The organism is Sphingobacterium micropteri (assembly GCF_014692515.1).
In the GTDB taxonomy this organism is placed as follows: domain Bacteria; phylum Bacteroidota; class Bacteroidia; order Sphingobacteriales; family Sphingobacteriaceae; genus Sphingobacterium; species Sphingobacterium micropteri.
This window is the reverse complement of the sequence record NZ_JACOIK010000001.1, coordinates 533878-553585: the sequence shown is the minus strand read 5'-3', so window position 1 is coordinate 553585 and position 19708 is coordinate 533878. Positions and strand designations below refer to the sequence as shown.

Annotated in this window: 17 protein-coding genes; 6 read left to right on the top strand and 11 right to left on the bottom strand. The window is 41.4% G+C overall.

From position 1 onward, the window contains the following. Window positions 1-93 precede the first annotated feature (93 nt). Together gpmI and H8B06_RS02440 are read left to right on the top strand one after the other, a co-directional pair. Entirely contained in the window at window positions 94-1629 is a 1536-nt protein-coding gene (gpmI, locus tag H8B06_RS02445; RefSeq protein ID WP_190992672.1) for a 2,3-bisphosphoglycerate-independent phosphoglycerate mutase, read from the top strand. Then, a complete protein-coding gene (locus tag H8B06_RS02440; RefSeq protein WP_190992671.1) occupies window positions 1616-2209 on the top strand; it encodes a hypothetical protein in 594 nt (197 codons plus the stop codon). The genes gpmI and H8B06_RS02440 overlap by 14 nt, the downstream gene beginning before the upstream one ends. Here the strand turns inward: H8B06_RS02440 and H8B06_RS02435 are convergent. The 4 genes from H8B06_RS02435 to H8B06_RS02420 all read right to left on the bottom strand — a co-directional run bounded on the left by H8B06_RS02435 (window position 2169) and on the right by H8B06_RS02420 (window position 6390). Then, a complete protein-coding gene (locus tag H8B06_RS02435; protein ID WP_190992670.1) occupies window positions 2169-2702 on the bottom strand; it encodes an adenine phosphoribosyltransferase in 534 nt (177 codons plus the stop codon). The two genes, H8B06_RS02440 and H8B06_RS02435, sit on opposite strands and share 41 nt — an antisense overlap. Window positions 2703-2707: 5 nt before the next feature. Next, complete coding sequence (locus H8B06_RS02430; RefSeq protein WP_190992669.1) at window positions 2708-3619, bottom strand: helix-hairpin-helix domain-containing protein; 912 nt, start codon at window positions 3617-3619, stop codon at window positions 2708-2710. 94 nt (window positions 3620-3713) lie between these two features. Further along, the gene (locus tag H8B06_RS02425; protein ID WP_190992668.1) at window positions 3714-5027 is read right to left on the bottom strand and encodes an efflux RND transporter periplasmic adaptor subunit; all 1314 of its coding nucleotides are present in this window, start codon (window positions 5025-5027) and stop codon (window positions 3714-3716) included. Window positions 5028-5037: 10 nt separating this feature from the next. Continuing rightward, complete coding sequence (locus tag H8B06_RS02420; RefSeq protein WP_190992667.1) at window positions 5038-6390, bottom strand: TolC family protein; 1353 nt, start codon at window positions 6388-6390, stop codon at window positions 5038-5040. 59 nt (window positions 6391-6449) lie between these two features. Here H8B06_RS02420 and H8B06_RS02415 point away from each other — a divergent pair, with 59 nt between their 5' ends. After that, window positions 6450-7058, top strand: a complete 609-nt coding sequence (locus tag H8B06_RS02415) for a polysaccharide deacetylase family protein (RefSeq protein WP_190992666.1) — start codon at window positions 6450-6452, stop codon at window positions 7056-7058. Window position 7059: 1 nt separating this feature from the next. Here the strand turns inward: H8B06_RS02415 and H8B06_RS02410 are convergent, their stop codons facing one another. From H8B06_RS02410 to H8B06_RS02390, 5 genes are all read right to left on the bottom strand, one after another. Then, complete coding sequence (locus H8B06_RS02410; protein WP_223857425.1) at window positions 7060-7890, bottom strand: DUF4249 domain-containing protein; 831 nt, start codon at window positions 7888-7890, stop codon at window positions 7060-7062. A gap of 4 nt (window positions 7891-7894) precedes the next feature. Further along, window positions 7895-10213 carry a TonB-dependent receptor gene (locus H8B06_RS02405; protein ID WP_190992664.1) on the bottom strand — a complete coding sequence of 773 codons (2319 nt, stop codon included), beginning with the start codon at window positions 10211-10213 and terminating at the stop codon, window positions 7895-7897. Window positions 10214-10221: 8 nt separating this feature from the next. Next, on the bottom strand, window positions 10222-11037 hold the full coding sequence (locus H8B06_RS02400; RefSeq protein WP_190992663.1) for an alpha/beta hydrolase: 816 nt from the start codon (window positions 11035-11037) through the stop codon (window positions 10222-10224). A gap of 12 nt (window positions 11038-11049) precedes the next feature. Beyond that, complete coding sequence (locus tag H8B06_RS02395; protein WP_190992662.1) at window positions 11050-11691, bottom strand: hypothetical protein; 642 nt, start codon at window positions 11689-11691, stop codon at window positions 11050-11052. Window positions 11692-11828: 137 nt separating this feature from the next. Further along, window positions 11829-14750, bottom strand: coding sequence for an FAD-binding and (Fe-S)-binding domain-containing protein (locus H8B06_RS02390; RefSeq protein ID WP_317170829.1), 2922 nt, complete (start codon window positions 14748-14750; stop codon window positions 11829-11831). A gap of 375 nt (window positions 14751-15125) precedes the next feature. On the opposite strand from H8B06_RS02390, the gene H8B06_RS02385 reads away from it, so the two are divergent. From H8B06_RS02385 to H8B06_RS02375, 3 genes are all read left to right on the top strand, one after another. Beyond that, window positions 15126-15605 carry an Lrp/AsnC family transcriptional regulator gene (locus H8B06_RS02385; RefSeq protein ID WP_190992661.1) on the top strand — a complete coding sequence of 160 codons (480 nt, stop codon included), beginning with the start codon at window positions 15126-15128 and terminating at the stop codon, window positions 15603-15605. A gap of 7 nt (window positions 15606-15612) precedes the next feature. Then, window positions 15613-16728, top strand: a complete 1116-nt coding sequence (locus H8B06_RS02380; RefSeq protein WP_190992660.1) for a DMT family transporter — start codon at window positions 15613-15615, stop codon at window positions 16726-16728. A gap of 158 nt (window positions 16729-16886) precedes the next feature. After that, complete coding sequence (locus tag H8B06_RS02375) at window positions 16887-17639, top strand: DUF4397 domain-containing protein (protein ID WP_190992659.1); 753 nt, start codon at window positions 16887-16889, stop codon at window positions 17637-17639. A 44-nt stretch (window positions 17640-17683) separates the two neighbouring features. Here H8B06_RS02375 and H8B06_RS02370 read toward each other — a convergent pair whose 3' ends face one another. Then, the gene (locus H8B06_RS02370) at window positions 17684-18949 is read right to left on the bottom strand and encodes a hypothetical protein (RefSeq protein WP_190992658.1); all 1266 of its coding nucleotides are present in this window, start codon (window positions 18947-18949) and stop codon (window positions 17684-17686) included. Next, window positions 18927-19547 (bottom strand): Crp/Fnr family transcriptional regulator, encoded by a 621-nt coding sequence (locus H8B06_RS02365; RefSeq protein WP_190992657.1) that lies wholly within the window; start codon window positions 19545-19547, stop codon window positions 18927-18929. The genes H8B06_RS02370 and H8B06_RS02365 overlap by 23 nt, the downstream gene beginning before the upstream one ends. Window positions 19548-19708: the final 161 nt, after the last annotated feature.

The window sequence follows — 19708 nt, the reverse complement described above, 5'->3', positions numbered from 1 at the left end:
CCATAGTTTCAGGGGAGCAATAGCTTCTAAAGAAAATTCAGTTTATTGAGTTTGGTATTGGTGAGTCCAATGCATTTTATGTAAATTTGTAAAGTGAGCAATTTAGAAAACAAAAGAGTAGCATTACTAATCTTAGATGGTTTAGGCTACGGCAAAGATGATAATTCAAACGCTGTACGCGCAGCAAAAACGCCTTTTTTAGATCATTTATTAGCCACTTATCCAAATTCCCGTTTAGAAGCTTCAGGAGAAGCGGTAGGGCTTCCAGAGGGACAAATGGGGAATTCAGAAGTAGGTCACATGAACCTTGGTGCCGGTCGTACGGTCTATCAAGAACTTGGGCGTATAAACAAAGCCGCTAATGAAGGAGATTTCAATGCTAACACCGTCATCAAAGAGGCTTTTGAATATGCTAAAGCCGAAGGAAAAAAGGTACACTTTATCGGATTATTGTCCGACGGCGGTGTACACGCACATATTGATCATTTGAAAGCACTTTGTGATGCTGCACAGCAAAACGGACTTCAGCAAGATCAAGTATTTATCCATGCTTTTATGGATGGACGCGATACCGACCCTAAAGGCGGACTAGGTTATATAGAAGATCTACAAAACCATTTAACACACTCCACCGGAACCATCGCAAGTGCTATCGGACGCTATTATGCCATGGACAGAGATAACCGCTGGGAACGTGTCAAGGAAACCTATGATTTACTAACCAAAGGGACGGGTAATCCGACGACAGATGTAAAACAAGCGATAAAAGCATCGTATAACGATGGCATTACCGACGAATTTATTAAACCCATTGTCGTCACAGATAAGGATGGGAAACCGCTGGCTACCATTCAAGAGGGTGATGTTGTATTCTGTTATAATTTCCGTACCGACCGGGGTCGTGAGATCACCATTGCATTGACACAACAAGATTTCCCTAAATACGATATGCATCCGTTGTCGTTATATTATGTAACGATGACTTCCTATGACGAGACATTTAAAAATGTACACGTCGTATTTCAAAAAGAGAACTTGACGAATACCTTGGGGGAAGTATTAAGCCTTCAAAACAAAACGCAAGTTCGTATTGCAGAAACAGAGAAGTACCCACACGTTACTTTTTTCTTTTCCGGAGGACGCGAAGAAGAGTTCCCGGGTGAACGTCGATTGCTTATTCCTTCTCCGAAAGTAGCGACGTATGATCTTCAGCCTGAAATGAGTGCGGAAGGTATTACGACGGCAATCTGCAATGATATAACAGAAAACAAACCGGATTTTATCTGTTTAAACTTTGCCAACCCCGATATGGTCGGACACACTGGCGTTTTCGAAGCGGTTGTAAAGGCGGTAGAAACAGTAGATAGCTGCACGAAAAAAGTAGTAGAAACAGGATTAGAAAACGGTTATTCTTTTATTATCCTAGCCGATCATGGGAACTCCGAATTCATGATTAATGAAGACGGTTCTGTAAATACGGCCCATACCACCAACCTCGTACCTTGTATTTTAATAGATAAAGATTATCAGCAAATTAAAGACGGAAAATTGGGCGACATTGCGCCCACCGTATTAAAATTATTAAAGGCCGATATTCCAGCAGATATGGGTGGTGATGTATTGGTATAGAAACAGAAATACATATTATAAAGCAGTAATAGCAACAGCTGTTACTGCTTTATGCTTATCATGCACTCCCAATCCCGGAGACGGAAATGTAACAAGGGAGACCTATTTCGATATCCCGGATTACTTTAAAACGGAAATAGCACGATTGATGCAGGAAAAACCGGTTGTAGACAAAACGGTGGTCAAGGACAGTCTGTCCGAAACCAAAGAAATACAAATCACCGATTGGGAAAATGAACTTTCCAGTTTTGTCTCGGTAGACCTAAACAAACCTGTATACGCGGGCATCTTGACGAAAGATAGCACCGCTAATAAAATCAAAATAACCTCATCAGATCCAAAAATTGATATCGCACTTGTTGAAATTGAGTACAGTGAGCATGGAGAGCCCACGGCATTTCGTATACAACGAAACATTCAAAATTCATTGTATGAAACCCATGAAACACTTCATTATGCCAAGGGTAAAGGATATAGTCTGGAAAAACAGCAGTCTGTATTGATTCTAGGTGACAAGTATTACCACATTGAGGGCTTATTTAAGCATCAAACCGCACCAGCGAAATCACCCGGTCCGTAAAGCGTGTCAAACGTCCCTGGCTCTGCAAGAAGTCTAGGCTAATGATAAACGTATAGCCGACAATATCCGCTCCCAGTTTTTCCAATAGCTTAGAAGCCGCTACGACGGTCCCTCCTGTGGCCAGCAAATCGTCATGGATCAACACCTTACTTCCTGGAGCAAACGCATCTTCATGTACCTCGATAGTTGCCTGTCCGTATTCGAGCTTATAAGATTCCGATATTGTTTTAAAAGGTAACTTTCCCTGCTTTCGAATAGGAATAAAAGGAATATTCAGCCTGTTTGCGAGGAGCATACCGAATAAAAAGCCACGGCTTTCTATCCCTGCTATGGCATCGATTTTCGTACCTTGTAAATGCGCTACCAATTGATCGACAATCTCACTACAGAGTTGCTGATCTTTTAAAATAGGTGTAATATCTTTAAAGACTATGCCCCGTTGCGGAAAATCGGGAATATCCCGAATTACGGATTTAAGACGTTCTTCTAGCATGCTTTTCAATTAAAATCTAAATAAGGTGCAATTTTACGTAAAAAATCATCATTTAATGCATACATCTCTTCTAAATCCGCCAACGAGCCAAAAGCCCCATGCTGCTCCCGATAACGTACAATATGCGTAGCCTCTTTACGGGAAATATAAGGATGCTGTGCGAGCTTATCTACCGACAACTGATTTATCGCCAATTTCTCAACAGCATTATCACCCAATGTCAACGAAGATTCCATTTTTAGGAATTGTTCTTCGGAAACACCGTACACCTCTTTTACTTGATCAACGCGATGAAAACCGCCCAGTGCATCTCGAAATTTGACAATGCGCGAAGCCAGTACCGAACCGATACCCTGAATTTCTTTCAACGTTGTCGTATCAGCTGTGGATAAGTCAATCCATAATTTCCTTGTTGACGGCTCTGGAGCTTTCTCTGGGGAAAAAGCAACTTGACGCGGTTGAGCAGGAAGGGTTTCGGGTAAGAGAATATAAGGTTCTAATCGCTTAAAGTCTTCATCAGAAACAACATACATTTTAGCGACATCCGCTTTTGTACGAAAACGTCCGCCTTTGGATTCATAATTTTTAATGACCTGTATTTGCCTTTCGGTAAATCCCAACATTTTCCATTTCTCGGCAGGTAAATTATTCGGGTCAAAGGAAAAGGATGGTTTTTCGGCTAGGTTATGGGATGCGTGTATTTCTTCCGCATTGGATTCAAACGTTTTTTTAAGCTCGAACGCTTTTTGTTCTGCCGCGGCGATAGTGGATATGACCAATATGTCATCGGTAGCCACCTGACGAAAAAAGCTATATACAAAAGGTATACCTCCTATCAGACCGATAAGAACCAATAACACCAGAAATCCTCTGCGTTCGTTCTCACTCATTCCGAAAAGAAGGGCTAATCTTTTCATAAATGTACATTTTGAGGTTAGAAAGTTAAAAAGCTAGAAAGTGAGACAGATCTAACTCTCTAACCTACTCTAACTATTTAATTATATAATAAGTCTAATTTAGGGCACTTGCCTCGACTTCTTTTACCCGCGTACCATCCTGCAAAATCTTAGAAATGGCATTGAAAGGTCTTGACACGACCCGATCGCCTGATTTTAAACCCGATTTAACAATAATGTTATTATCGTCTTGAATACCGGTTGTTACCTCCGTCATGTTAACCACATCTCCATTCAACACAAACACATACTCTTTTACAGCAGCATTATCTACCGAATCTGCTTTATTTGCATTCTCTCGAACGGTTACTGCTTGAATAGGCACGACCAAACCTTTATCCGATTTTGTATGAATCTGTACGGTTGCCGACAAACCCGGTTTAAAAGGAGAAGAATTTTTATTATCATCATCTATCAGATCTTCATAAGAAGATGCCTCAATACGCACTTTCACGTTAAAATTTGTCACTTGTTCGGCGGTTGTTGCTACGGTTTCGGAACCTGCAGAAGTAGACGAACTGGAAATTTCGGTTACAAGCCCTTTAAACTTACGTCCTTGGAAAGCATCTACCTCTATGGTCGCCTCATTACCCACCCTTACCCGGTTAATATCATTTTCGTTTACTTCCACATTCACTTCCATCGTGGTCATATTGGCGATACGCATAATTTCCGTTCCCGCCATCTGTGCTGTCCCTACGACCCGCTCACCAAGTTCTATGGACAGCAAAGAGACAACACCGTCCGAAGGCGCATATATGGTGGTACGCGACAAGCTATTTCCTGCTTCCTGTAATTGCGCTTGTGACTGGTTCACGCCAAACCGGGAAGCTTCGACTTGCTGACGCTGCGATTCCACCGTGGCACGTGCAACTTCATAATCTGCTCTTGCTTTGTCCATCTCTGATGCCGATATGACTTTTTTATTAAAGAGTTCCAAACTTCGGTTATAGATAGCCTCCGCGTTGATAAGGCTTGCCTCCTGTTGCTTCAGCATCTGTTGTGATGCTGCTAAATTAGCTTTTTGTTGGCTAACCATGGCTACCACTTGATCATAGCTAGATTGTAACAAATCGGGTTTTACACGGCATAATACATCTCCTTTTTTGACAATCTGCCCTTCACGGACATTCAGTTCTATAATCTCGCCCGAAACTTCCGAACTCAATTTCACCTCGAATTCCGGTTGAACCTTTCCACTCGCCGAAACAAGTTCCGAAATGGTTCTCTCTGCTACGTCATCCACTGCGACTTGTTGCACGCCTCCGTCACCAAACCAACCGAACTTACTGCCTAATACCACGAATATCAAGATTACTACTGCAGAGATGACCAATATTTTAGGAAGGTTGCTCTTTTTCTTTGCCATGAAGATATAGTTAAAAAGTTATAGGGTTTCCGATATAATAATCAATGACCTTTCCACGAAATACCATTTCGTATTTACGACGGATCATTTCAAATTCTGCACTATTCATATTTGTTTGTGCGGTAAACATTTCCATCGAATTGGCCATGCCCACATCATAACGCTCCTTAATTGTTTCATAGGCTACTTTCGATGTATTGAAGGCTACCTGGGAAGCGAAATACTGCTTATTGGCAGATCTTAAATCCAAAATAGCCTGTGCAATAGTTTTTTCCAGATTTCTGCGTGCCAGTGCTTCTTCATTTTCCGCTTGTAAATAGCCTATCTTTGCTTTATTTACCGCTACTTTTGTCCGGTTGTTATTAAAGATCGGGACTTGCAGACTGATTCCTCCTTGAAAAGACTTATTTTCATTAATCTGGTTATAAAACTTCATTTGTTCTCCCGTAATAATGTCTGTTGCTCTAGAGGAATAATTTGTTCCGTATCCTGCATTTAGACTTAGCGAAGGGTAATAAGCGCCTTTCGCAATATCAATATTTTTGAGTGCCAATTCCTTATAGTAGCTGGCCTGTTCGATAGCGGGCTGGGTCAGCAACGCTTTCTTAAACACATCATCGAAAGAAGTAATCGCATATTCAGCCATAATATCGGCAATACTAGGTCTTTCCAGCGTAAAAGTTGTGTCGGGAGACAGTTCCATCAATTGTTTCAAATTGAGCAATGATAATTCATAGGCATTTTCAGACGACATAATGTTCAGTTCATCCGTCGCCACTTGGTTTTCGGCTTGCGCCAAATCGGCTAATGTTTTGTTTCCGACTTGGAACTGGATACTATCCTGCCGCAATTGTTCGCGAGAAAGTTTAACCTGTTGTGCGGCAGCTTCAAATAATTCACCATTCGTAATGGCTTCCAGATAGTTCGTTACGACGGACAATATCAAATCATTTTTGACTTTCTCCACTTCCGTGGCATCAACAGCGAGTTGGATTTTATTCGCTTTGATTTGGTTGACTTTTTGAAAGCCCTGAAATATCGCTACACTGGAAGACAACTGTCCGCCCGCACTCGTTGTCCAATCATTCCCCCGAATCAATTGCCCCGAAGTTTGATCAAACGTCAAACCATAATTATAAGTATTGCTAACACCAACACTCAAATTCGGATACAATTCCGATTTCGATTGATAAAGATTCTGCTCACTGATCTGATACCCAAATTCGGCTTGTTTAATTTGTAGATTACGTTCTAATGTTGTCTCTACGGCCTCCTGTAATGTTACTTGTGCATATCCTATGGGAACCTCTATAACGAACAAAATGAAGAATAATACAATATAATAGGATATTTTTCGTGTCATTTGATTAATTAAGCATAAAATGATTTTTAAATTTGGGACAAAAATCTGATATTATCAACATGTATTTTGTTACAGCACCTTTTTTTTTAAGATGGTACTACCCAAAGGTAACGTTCAATAAGTCTAGAAAACAACAGAAAGTATACTTGACTTTCGACGACGGCCCGATTCCGGAGGTTACGCCTTTTATATTGGATACGCTTGCTGAACATCAAATCAAAGCTACTTTTTTTTGCGTTGGGGATAATATCGAAAAGAACAGGGCACTATATGAACGTATTCTCGCAGAAGGACATCAAGTGGGTAATCATACCTACAATCATCTACGGGGATGGGATACAGCCGACAGCGTTTATCTGGATAATATCGCAAAATGCCAGCAATTAACAGGTACGACCTTATTTCGTCCGCCCTATGCACGTGCAAAAAAATCACAGTTAAATGTGTTGCACAACACCTATGAAGTGGTATTTTGGGATGTACTATCCGGTGATTTCGACGAACAGATTAGCCCGGAAAAATGTTACCAAAATGTCGTTCGGCACGTCAGAAACGGTTCTATTATCGTCTTTCACGACAATATCAAAGCATTACCTCGCGTAAGGTATGCATTGCCCAAGGTAATTGCTTATCTCAAACGATCAGGGTATGATTTTGGTGTGTTGTGATTTACGGCATCGAAATAGCGCTATCATCAAGGCTATCCCAGTCGAAATCCATGTCCATGATCTGCAGCCGAAATTCCTGTGCGGAGGCGACCGAAAAATAGCCCAGCGCATTATTGGAAATATTTGAGGTAGGGTTTCCCGGAGCCGCAGAACCGGGATTTGTACTTTGGTATTCATTCCAATAGTCAAACACCTTTTCATCTATGCAATAACGCCGCACCGAAATATAATCTCCCGGATTCAACTCCGCATCCAAATCAGAAACCTGGTGTGTAACATATAGCCCATCGTTGAATTTATCTTGAAACACCGTAGAGAAGCGATAATTTGCATCATTTATCGAGATATCATATTTATAATAATTAGCTACATCGGCAGGGTCATTAAATTTGAAAGTCGCAAAATAATAGCTATCTCCTAGAATATTTTCACGGACAATACCCGTAGAATCGACGTCTACATAGGTAGGCATATAACAGGAAGAATGAAACGATTCCCCTTCCGCTTCTACATATAAAGAATAGATTTGTTCCGGTACCGGCGTAAAATCTCTGGCTACATAATTCCCATCTCGTTCGTGCTGAAAATTATGATATCCTCCCCTGCTATCTAGCACAAGTACAACCGCATCGGTCACACCAACCGAGTTCACAGGCTCGTTAAAAGCCACTGTTTTGGATACTCTTATACGTTGTGTAGACTGTAAATTCGAGAGGTTTGCTTCAATCACCACCCGAGGATCTGCATCGTTCAAGTTCACATCAATTATTTCCTCGCACGCCGAAAAAAATAACAATGTACATAATATATAGATGTAGCGCTGCATATTCATATCATCAGAATTTAAAATTCCACGTAACAGAGGGAATGATACCAAAGAGCGCTATCTTGTACGCCTCCGTTATATTTGTATTGTTCTTGTTCTCCCGGAAGTCGATAATATAGGCGTTCCTTCTATTGTAAGCATTATAAACACCAAACGTCCAACTCGAGCGAAAACGCTTATCGGAAAGAACAGGCTCATAGGTAGCAGACAAATCCAATCGATGATAATTGGGCATGCGGTACCCGTTTCTTTCTGTATAATAGAACATTGTTTTTCCGTCCACTTCATATTTACCACTTGGAAACGTCACGGCATTTCCCGTATAGTATACAAACGTAGCTCCTAACGTCCATTTTTTTGATAGTTCATACATACTGACCACCGAAACATCATGCGTTCTATCCTGACGTGCCCTAAACCATTGGCCATTATCAATTTCATCAAATTTACGTTCACTTCTGGCAAGTGTATAACTGATCCATCCGTGCAGCTTACCCGTACTTTTCCGAAGATATGCTTCAACACCATAGGCCCTTCCGATTCCGTACAGCAGATCCCCCTCCAGATACTGGTTTGCTTGCAGATCTGCCCCGTTTCGGAAATCTATCTGGTTATCCATGTGTTTATAATAAGTCTCTACCGAAAATTCATATCGGTTGTCTTTGAAATTCCGGAAATATCCGACAGCAACTTGGTCTGCAATTTGGGGTTTGATATTCAAACTACTCACCACATATTGGTCGGTAGGCAAACTTGCGGTCGTATTGGTCAATTGATGTAGGTTTTGCGCAATACGGTTATACGACGCTTTGATACTATGTTGCTCATTCAGCAGAAAACTGGCTGACAACCGTGGTTCGACATTCAAATAATGCTTTGCAACTGTCCCCCTCCCGTAATAGTGCTCTGCGACAGCTTCGCCGTCATCATCATACGTATAAAATGTACCCGGCCCCATCACCATAAAATCGGTAGCACGAAGTCCATACAGTACCGAAAGCCAATCAAGAGGACTCCAGGTATGCGATACATACGCAGCTACTTCTACGCCCTGACGATTGTCGACATCAATGGAATTAACAGATGTATTCTCGCCTGCCGTTATACTTGCCGGATAAATAGATTGCTGTAAAGCATGAACACCAAAACGCCAGGTACTTATCGGATTTTGATAATAGGAAAAATCCTGTTTGAAATTCCAATTACGAATTTTAGATGCTATACCAAAGTTACTATCATCGCTGGACACCTGCACATTATAAGTGAAGTCACTGTAAATCAAGGAAGTGTTACTGAACAACTTATCACTAAAAATATGATTCCATCGTACGGTTGCCGTAGCATTTCCCCAATCAAAATTAAAGAGATCGGAATAGCCTAAATCATCCTTACCAAAATAGCCCGATAGATAGAGTGTATTTTTATCATTAAACCTAAAATTGAGTTTCGCGTTGAGGTCATAGAAATAAAGTTTACTTTTATTGACATCATCATCGTTTGACAACTTCAGGAACATATCCGCGTAGGTTCGACGTCCGCTGATCATAAACGAGCTTTTATCTTTGATTAAAGGCGCTTCTACTTTCAGACGGGAAGCGATAAGACCTATCCCCCCTTCAGTCGTCAATTTCTTTTGGTTACCATCCAACATCGCAATATCCAAAACGGACGAGATACGTCCGCCGAATTGAGCCGGGATCCCACCTTTATAAAGCTGTACATCCTTAATCGCATCCGAGTTGAAAGTAGAGAAGAATCCCAATAAATGCGAAGCATTATATACCGTTGCTTCATCAAGCAAAATAAGATTTTGGTCACCACCACCACCGCGGACATAAAAATTGGATGAGCCTTCTCCCCCACTCTGCACCCCCGGCAATAACTGTATAGTCTTTAACAAATCTCTTTCTCCAAAAACCACCGGAACATTTTTAACTTCCTCCATCGTAAAGTTAAGCACACCCATTTGTGGATTAGAGACGTTATCGTCCTTCCGCTCTGCCGAAACAACAACCTCCTCTAGTGTATTATTCCCTCGACGGAGCTCTACATTCAGCCGCTGGCTGTCACTTATATCTATCTCTTCCGAATGGGATTGGTAACCGACGTAACTAAAGGTGACCCGATGTTTTCCCTCCGACAGCGCCAACGAGTAAAAGCCATACGCATTGGTGCTTGCTGCTTGCAGACCCGGCTCTGCCAATACAACCGCCCCAATTAACGTTTCCCCAGATTCGGCATCCCGAATGACGCCATTGAGCACGACCTGTTGTGCAAACGCATTTATACTACCAAACAGAACAGCAAAAATCAACCACAACCTATTCATCTATCGGTCTATTTCTTAGCATTTTGATCTTGGAAACATTGTGCAAAAAAACCCATTTGAAAATCTATCGAGCGTGCCCAATATTCGCCGTTATGTTTACCCGGCATCGTCAGATAATGATGCGGTATATTCATATACGTAAGCTTTTCATGTAATTTATTGTTCACCTCAAAAAAGAAATCTTCTGTTCCACAGTCTATAAATAACTGAAGCGATTGGGGTTTAACAAGATGCGTCAATTCGATAACCGTATGGGCATTCCAAACCGCTGGTTTTTCATGATAATCGCCAAGACGTTTTTTCATACTCCAGTTATTTGGAAAAGGCCGAATATCCACACCACCGGAGGTACTACCTGCAAAAGCAAATAGATCCTGATGGCGAAACGCTAGGTACAAAGCGCCATGCCCTCCCATACTCAATCCCGTTATCGCACGATTGGCGCGGTCAGATCCGACTTGATATTGTCGTTCAACGAAAGGTATAAGTTCTTTGGTAATAAATGTTTCATATTGATAATCGGAAGTTTCCGTATCCCAATACCAACTATCGAAACCGCCATCTGGACAAACGACCATATAGCCATAGGTATCGACAAGCTGTTTGATATGGGGAGCAGTCTGCAACCAACTCGCGTAATTACCCGAATAGCCGTGCAATAAATAGAGTGTCGACGTTGCTTTTTTATTTTCCGGAGAAATAACAACCGCTTTGATGTCTTTGCTCATTCGTACACTCTGTACGGTAATCGTATCGACGGTTGCGGCATGTAACGGTAACAGACCAGCAATTGCCACTAGCAAAAGAAAAATATATTTCATCATTCCCCGCTTTCTTTACAAACCACCTGTAAATGCCGACAATATACGTGGATATTGGTCCGCATCTTTCGCCCACATTTTAAAGGAGCGGTTATACAAATTCAATTCTGCAAACACCTCCGCTTCTTCACCGATACTGTTGGCAAAAAATAATTTAAATGCATAGGTTCCATTTCCTGTCAGATCGACTGCTGTTTTATTGGAAGAGAATACAAGAGGCTCGAGTATCGCATCTGTCATTCCGCCATCAACTGGCTGTTCGTACAAAGTCGCTACAGCCTTTACAAATCTGTCAGACGCTTCGCCGATCGAGCTAAATTTAATAGCACCTTCGTGGAAGGCTTTTTCCTCATTTACATTTCCATCTTCAAAGACACCACCCGGAATATCTTTTGTTATTTCAATCTGCAGCCCCAGTGTATCCGTATCGTTCAACGATTTTCCAACATACACTATGGAGGAATCGGTTTCTGTGGAGTTGACTAACGACAAGAATATTGCGGGATTATCCGTCGTAGACGTTGCGACATACTGCCCAAGATTCGCCGTTAAGGCATCTTCTGTGGCATGCTCATTACCTTTTTGATTATTTCCGCAGCTTGTTAATGTTGATGCCAACATCATGACTGCTGCTGCCTGTAAAATTGTCCTTTTCATCTGTATATATCGTTTTCTTTGAACGTTTTTATATTTTAAAAAAGTGAGAGAGTTAAAGAGTTAAGGAGTGAGACGGGTCTAACTCTCTAACTTCTTAATACCCTAACTTTAAAAAAAGCAAAATACGAATAAATTGTTTATCGTACCAAAGCATCATATAATATTTCTACGGGATGGTAGGATTTTCGTCCGGTACCGTCCTTAATCTGATGCCGACAAGATGTTCCTGCAGCAGCAATAAGCGTTTGCTCATCCGTGGCACGTACTGCTGGCAACAGTACAAGCTCCCCTACTTTCATTGACACCTCATAATGCTCTTCTTCGTATCCGAAAGATCCCGCCATGCCGCAACAGCCCGAAGGGATAACTTCCACACTATAATTTTGGGGAAACGATAATAATTTTTCTGTATAACCAACTAGGTGAAATGCTTTTTGATAACAGTGCCCATGCAACTTGACCTTCTTCGCCACTTTTGTAAACTGTTCCTGCTGAATCTTACCCGCGTCCATTTCCCTAACCAGAAATTCATCAATCATCAAGGTGCGATTGGCTAACTTGCTCGCTGCTTCGTGCAAATGCACCCCTACCAAATCAACATATTCATCCCGAAAGGTGATAATGGCAGACGGTTCTATTCCCAAAAGCGGTGTATCTTCCGTTATCAGATCCTTTAAGAGTTCCACATTTCTTTCCGCTATTTCCTTCGCTTCTTTTACAAAACCTTTGGATAAATATGTTCGTCCACTTTCCACGTGCTTGGGTATAATGACTTCGTACCCCAATGAGGTGAGCAATTTATATGCCGTTATACCAATAGCGGTATCGTTGTATTCCGTAAACTCATCACTGAACAGGTATACTTTTCGTCTCCGGTTTTGTGCGGGTTGCTTCCGCGCCCATTTGGACAACGTCGTGAAATGAACAGTCGGCAACGAACGTTTAGGCGCAAATCCAACCACCGATTTTACCATATTTGCAAAAAATGGGGTTTTAACGACCAAATTATAGATTGGCGCAACATACGAACCCAACCGCTGACTTTTGGTAAAATTGGCGATCACCAACGAACGGAAAGGCACCCCATGGGCATCATAATAATGCTGCAAAAACTCCGCTTTCATCTTGGCAACGTCTACACGCGACGGACATTCACTTTTACAAGCCTTACAGCTTAAGCATAAATCCATTACTTCTTTTATCTCCTCATGGTCAAACCGATTTGTTTTCGTCGAATTTGTGAGAAATTGACGGAGCATATTCGCTCTTGCGCGCGTAGTATCTTTTTCATTGCGGGTTGCCATAAAAGACGGGCACATCGTACCGCCGGTAATTTCCGTTTTCCGACAATCACCGGAACCAGAACATTTTTCAGCCAGACGCAAAATTCCTTCCTCTTTTGTAAAATCAAAATAGGTTTGTATCTGCTTACCATCTACTACCTTATCGTAACGTAAGGAGGTATCCATTGGCGGTGTATTAACAATTTTATTTGCGTTAAATACACCACGAGGGTCAAAAATCGCCTTTGTTTCTTGCAGTAATTGATACACCTGTTCGCCCAACACTTTTCCAATAAACTCGCCCCGCAAACGCCCATCACCATGTTCACCACTCAACGATCCATTATATTTCAACACCAAATCCGTGGTACGCTCTAATATCGCACGGAACTGCTGACGCCCTTCTGTCGTTTTCAGATTGATAAACGGTTCGATATGTAATTCGCCCGCACCGGCGTGCGCATAATAGGAAGCATGCACATTTTCTTCTTTCAGCAAAACCTGTATATCGCTTACATACGCCGGCAGATCTTCCGGGGATACGGCACAATCTTCAATTAGATTGACGGGTTGTTCATCGCCTGGCAGATTCCGTATCAAACCCAATCCCGCCTTACGTACATCCCAAACCAGATTTGTTTGCTGTAGACCGACAATAAAAGGATACGCATAACCCAACTTCTTCTCCACGAGATCCTTTTTCAATGCCTCCGCTTTTTGATAAAGTTCGGTCTCTTCATCTGCACGGAACTCGATAATCAGTAATGCTTGTGGATCACCTTCAATAAAAAAACGATTATACTGATACGTAGGATGCCCTACCGTAAAGTCCAATATATATTTATCAACCAACTCCGAAGCTTCAGGATGGTGAGATAAAGCGACGATATTACCCTCCATACATTCTACCATATCGGCAAAATGTACACACAACAAACCGATCTCCTTAGGTGGAAGCGGCATTAAACTTAACTTCGCTTCGGTCACAATACCTATCGTTCCTTCTGATCCCGCCAACAAATCACATAAATTGAATGGTTTCTTCTCGTCTACCAGGAAATCTAATGCATATCCCGTATTCCGTCGAGTCAATGTTTTTTTAGGGTAACCGGATACAATTGCCTGTTTATTTTCCGGAAGGGATAGCAACGCATTCAATTTACGATAAATTTCGCCTTCACGCGTCGACGACGCCAGTTTTTCGAAAAGTCCGGCTTCATCCAACGCTTTAAAAACCACCTCTGACGTATCATCGAGCAGTACCTTCGCTTCCAACAAGTTCTTGCGCGTATCTCCCCAGACTATCGAATGCAAACCGGATGAATTATTACCAATCATACCACCAACCATAGCACGGCTTGCGGTGGACGTTTCCGGACCGAACATCAAGCCGTACGGCCGGAGATAACTATTGAGATCATCGCGAATCACACCGGGTTGCACGCGCACCCAACGTTCCGCTACATTTAGTTCCAATATCTGATTAAAACAGCGAGATACGTCAACGACAATACCACTTCCCACCACTTGTCCCGCAAGCGACGTACCCGCTGTCCGCGGAATGAGCGTTAGATGCTGTTCTCCAGCAAACAAAATAAGTTTCTTCAAGTCGTCTTTGCCCTGTGGGATCGCCACAGCAAGCGGAAGTTCCTGGTATACAGAAGCATCGGTGGAATAAGCCAACCGCATCGTCTGGTGTGTTGGGTTTTCGGGTAAATAAAACAACTCTCCCATTAATAAGGAAGACAGCCGGTTTAGTTCATGTATAATTTGCACGTTTGTTTTCGTATATAACAGAAACAAATTTATGTTCTTTTTCCCGTAAAAAGAACTAAACCGACCAACGGGAGCTCATGAACACAAAAATAAACACATGTTCATAAACCTCGCCGCTTTGAATCTTTTACATTTGGGGCAGTACTAAGGATGAATTTGTACAGTTGTAAAACATTCGGATGCGGCATTTTATTGTTGAGGGTGGATTGTGCATTTGCGTAGACGAAAAAGAGACGGAGAAAAGATTTTTGTACAATTTTATAAAAAACACAAACATCAAACAATAATCATTATAATATAATATTAAAAGAATATTATTCTGTATATATTATAATATTTTGAATATTATTCACAAACACTTATCTTTGCAGCAAGATGGGAAAATTAGAGTTTAGCTTAGATCAAATTGATTATCAGATACTGCGCATCATGCAGGAAAACGCGCGCACAAACAATGCAGATATCGCACGGGAACTCGGTATGGCGCCTTCCGCTATTCTGGAGCGCGTCAAGAAATTAGAACAGAAACAGGTTATTCTGCAATATAATGCGAAGATTAATCCGGATGCGCTCGATCAGAAGCTGCTGTCGTTTATTTTTATTAAGGCACAAGATCCTATTGGAACGCAAAAAGTAGGATTACTTTTAGCGAAGATTCCCGAGGTACAAGAAGTACACGATATTGCCGGTGATGACGGCTATTTGATTAAAGTGCGGACCAACGACGCTGCTGGATTAGTAGACCTGATGCGGAATGCATTAGGGAAAATACAAGAAATCATTTCCACGCGCACCACCATCGTTTTAGAAACAGTAAAAGAAGAGCAAAAACTCGTTATTCCGACAGAAGATTAAGGATAATATGACAAAAGGAAATCAAAATATGCCAGCCACAAGCAGCATTATCTTTGCATACCTTGTAGTATACATCGTGTGGGGCTCTACTTTTTTCTTTATAGAAAAAGCATTACATAGTTTCAGTCCGTTTGTCCTGGGTTCTATCCGGTTCATCTTAGCAGGCTCCATCCTAATGGGATATTGTTATGTAAAAGGATATAAGCTTTTCGCAAAAACGGCCGTTAAGGATGCACTCTTTGTGGGGTTTTTACTGCTATTTATCGACATGGCTGCCGTTATCTGGTCAGAACAATATATATCGAGTGGTATCGTCAGCATTATTGCTGCAGCAACAGCGATATGGTTTGTTGTACTTGATAAACCAAAATGGAAAGAGAACTTTTCGAGCTTACCCACGGTATTAGGGTTAATTTTCGGCTTTTTAGGCGTTTTTATGTTGTTTGCCGAACAGCTTTTTGTACAGGCAGATCCTTCGGGAGATAAAAGCATCAAAATCACAGCCATGTTTGTTTTGGTCTGCGGAACAATCGCGTGGACGATAGGTTCTTTGATATCCAAATACAGTAAAGAAAAAAGAAACCAACAGATGCAGGAACGTGGAGAAGAAGATATACATGTCATGGTAAAAACAGCTTGGCAGATGGTCTGTGCGGGTATCGCCTTTACCGTGGTTGCTTCTGTGAATGGTGAATACGCCCGCTTTCAGATACGTGATGTATTGCCGGAAGACTGGGGAGCTATCCTATATCTCGCAACTATGGGTTCTATTTTAGCATTCGGCAGCTATATATGGTTGCTCCAGTATCGTCCCACCACCGAGGTTAGTACACATGCCTATATTAACCCTATCGTAGCTTTAGTATTAGCCCATTATTTCACCGACCATCGTGTGACTTCGTTACAGATCATAGGCTTAGTTGTCGTACTTGGCAGTGTTCTATTAATGAATTGGAACCTTTACAAAAACAACAAAAAAATCAAAGTTTATAAACGTGCTAAACGAATAAAAAAATTGCGGGAGTTAGCACCGCATAGCAGTATCCCGAGGATTATGGCATTATCTAATTTCAATCAAAGACACGAAAAGAAAAAAGAAACGATAGCTAATCAGCAAGAATAAAAAAATGTTCTTTTACACTGTAGCATTTTCTTTCTGTATCCCGTATAATTTCTAAAACATATCGAGTAAACGAAACTTGCATAAGCTACTACTTCGCAAAGAGGATCGTAAATAAGCATATAAGAGTTCATTACCATATGGAAAAATGATTTAATACGATGAAAAAGTTATCACTACAATCTTGTTTTTTATTACTTATCACTGTCCTTACCTTCAGCAGCTGTTTGAAGGATAACGATGAGGGCCCATGGAACAACATGCCTGCGGCAGGACTTATGTATTTCGTAAATAGCTATGCAGGGGCAGAGTCGGGTTTATTATATCGTCTCGACGGTAATATTATTGGTAACCCACTCGATGGCAGTCCAATGGTATTAAAGTACCAAACCTTTTCAGGCGCACAGCTGTTGTACCCAGGAAGCCGTAAATTAACGATAACAAACTACAACAACGATCAAACCGTTTTAATCGACACTACCTTGACTATTAAGGTGGACAGCGGTTATACCTCTTTTGTGTATGGTACGAACGAAGATCCTATATTTGCCATGACACAGGATAAAGTCATCGAAAACCTCCGTCAAAACGAATCCGGTATACGCTTTTTAAACCTCGCAGATGGTGTAGACGGTGTAAATTTACTTATTGAAGGTCAAGATGAGCCTCTATACAGCAATAGACCGATAGAAACCGGAGCATCTGTTGTAGCAAACCAGGCTTTTAAAGTACAAAAGAGCGGCGTTTACACGTTCAAAGTCACCGATGCAGATGGCAACGAAATAGCAAAGCGAGAATATAAAAAAGACAATGGAACAGGTTTATTGGACCGTTCTTATTACACCATTATGTTAACAGGCAAAGCTGGCGATGAAAAAGCACCATTATACATTGGTGTAGTCGAACACCGTTAACCGTCTCTTACACCTTTCAGTAGAGATACCTATCTTGTATATCTCTACTGAAAGTTTCTTTGTTTCCATAAAATACCACATACACTAATTACGATAATACCCGCAGCCAATACTAAAAAATGATTTGTATATGGCACGTAAACCCGCACGAGCCCACCGATCCCTTGGAGCATCAGCACAAATTCATTAAGCACCACACCAATGGCCAATCCCATCATCCACCGGTGCACGATTTTGTTTAGGTGCAGGATATGCATCTGAAAAGCAAAACCTACGATAAAAAGCGAAATAATAACCAGAAGCACTAAATGCAAATAAGCGATCACAATAGGTCGATAGCCATAAACCAGTTGGCTCAACGATGGTATTACAGATGCCGCCTGCAATAGTATTTTAAGAAAAATAGCCCCCATTATCCCTGTCCAGATAATTTTAGTTGTTGGGTTTATCGCTTGTAAGGCGTTTCCTTCTCTAAAGGAAAGAAACACCTGGCGTACAAACCGAAGCCATATACCCAATTGTAACAAAACGGTAGCCACTACAATCACATATAGCCAATCGGGGAAGGCCTTCCACCACAAAACGGAAAGGAAATAGGCCGGAATAACACAAGAAAAGAATAACCAAAAAAGCCGTTTGCTGCACGCCACTACACCGCTGCTACCATAAAGCCAATAGAGAAATAAACCTAAACAGACAAACAGAAACCAACCATTGTATTGAAAATGGAGATAAAAATATACCGAAGCTAATTGCTTTAGGGGATCCAACTGTTGTGTAGCCATCAGCCGCACCAGTGAAAATGTTCCTAATGACGATAAAGCCGAAAAGAACAAGGCGGCTTTAAACCAATATTTCACCACCGACGGAATGGTAGATCGTCCGATATCCCGCCAACCGATTCCGGCAAAAATAAAGGATATAAATAGCGTTAGCGTCGAAAAAATGATTGCATAAAGCCCATATCCCTGCAAGGTAAAACAAACAAGCATCCCAAAAGATGCCAACAGATTAGCCGTAATGATATATTGATAACGCGATGGCAACGGATCATTCGCACGCAAGCGAAATATAGCCATCAACATCAAAACCATTAAAGCATGGGACACCCATCCGGAAAAAGCAAAGTGTGAATGCGCATGCATAATATACTTTTGATTAACCCAAGTGAGGGGAAAAATAGTTTTTAGGCGCATCAAAAGTCCAAAACCTGCCACAATCAACAAATTTAAGACCGCCACAATAAGCCAATGGCGAACGGTATTTTTTTGAATAAAACCTAACATATTACGAAATCCCTCCAATACCATCTGCGGGTATAAACACTTTTCCTCTAATGATACTTACACGTTCGTTCCGCTCCATATTTTTGATCGCCCGTATAATAGTTTCCACCCGTAGACCGGTCATGTTCGCCAATTGTTGCCGTGTCAACATCAAACGGTTACAATCCTGGCAAATCAATTTCTTTTCCTGGTTCAGATATTGAATAAGGGCGGTAATGATATCCTCCGGAGAATTTCGACTAACAATATCTGTCAACATGAACTTAAAACGCAGGTCGCTTACCATTGATCTGGAAAAATCAATATGAATCGCCGGATATTCTTCTAATAATTGCTTAAACGTATCCACGCGCAAGCGTAATAAGGTGCAGGCGACATCAGCAATAGCGCTCGCCGCATATACGCCGTTGTCAAAAAGAGGCAATTCTCCAAAAATATCACCGGGTTCAACAATTTTATGGAGCACTTCTCGGCCATCGTCCATAAGGTTACACCATCTGATACGTCCCTCCACCAATTGGTAATAATAAGTTGCAACCCCGCCTTCATTAAAAATAATCTCTCCAGGCTCGGTTTTCCGATAAGCTGCTCCGTTTTCCAAAAGTAAATCGACAGGAATCATAAGTCGCTATTATATAGATTACTTGTTTACAAAGTAAACGTTTATCTCCCGTAAAACAATTGATGGAAATCATCCCAAGAAGTGACAAGAATCAATTAAACACCTAATCAATTAAAAAACAGCAACTTAACATTAATAAAATCAGATTCAATCTCCATACC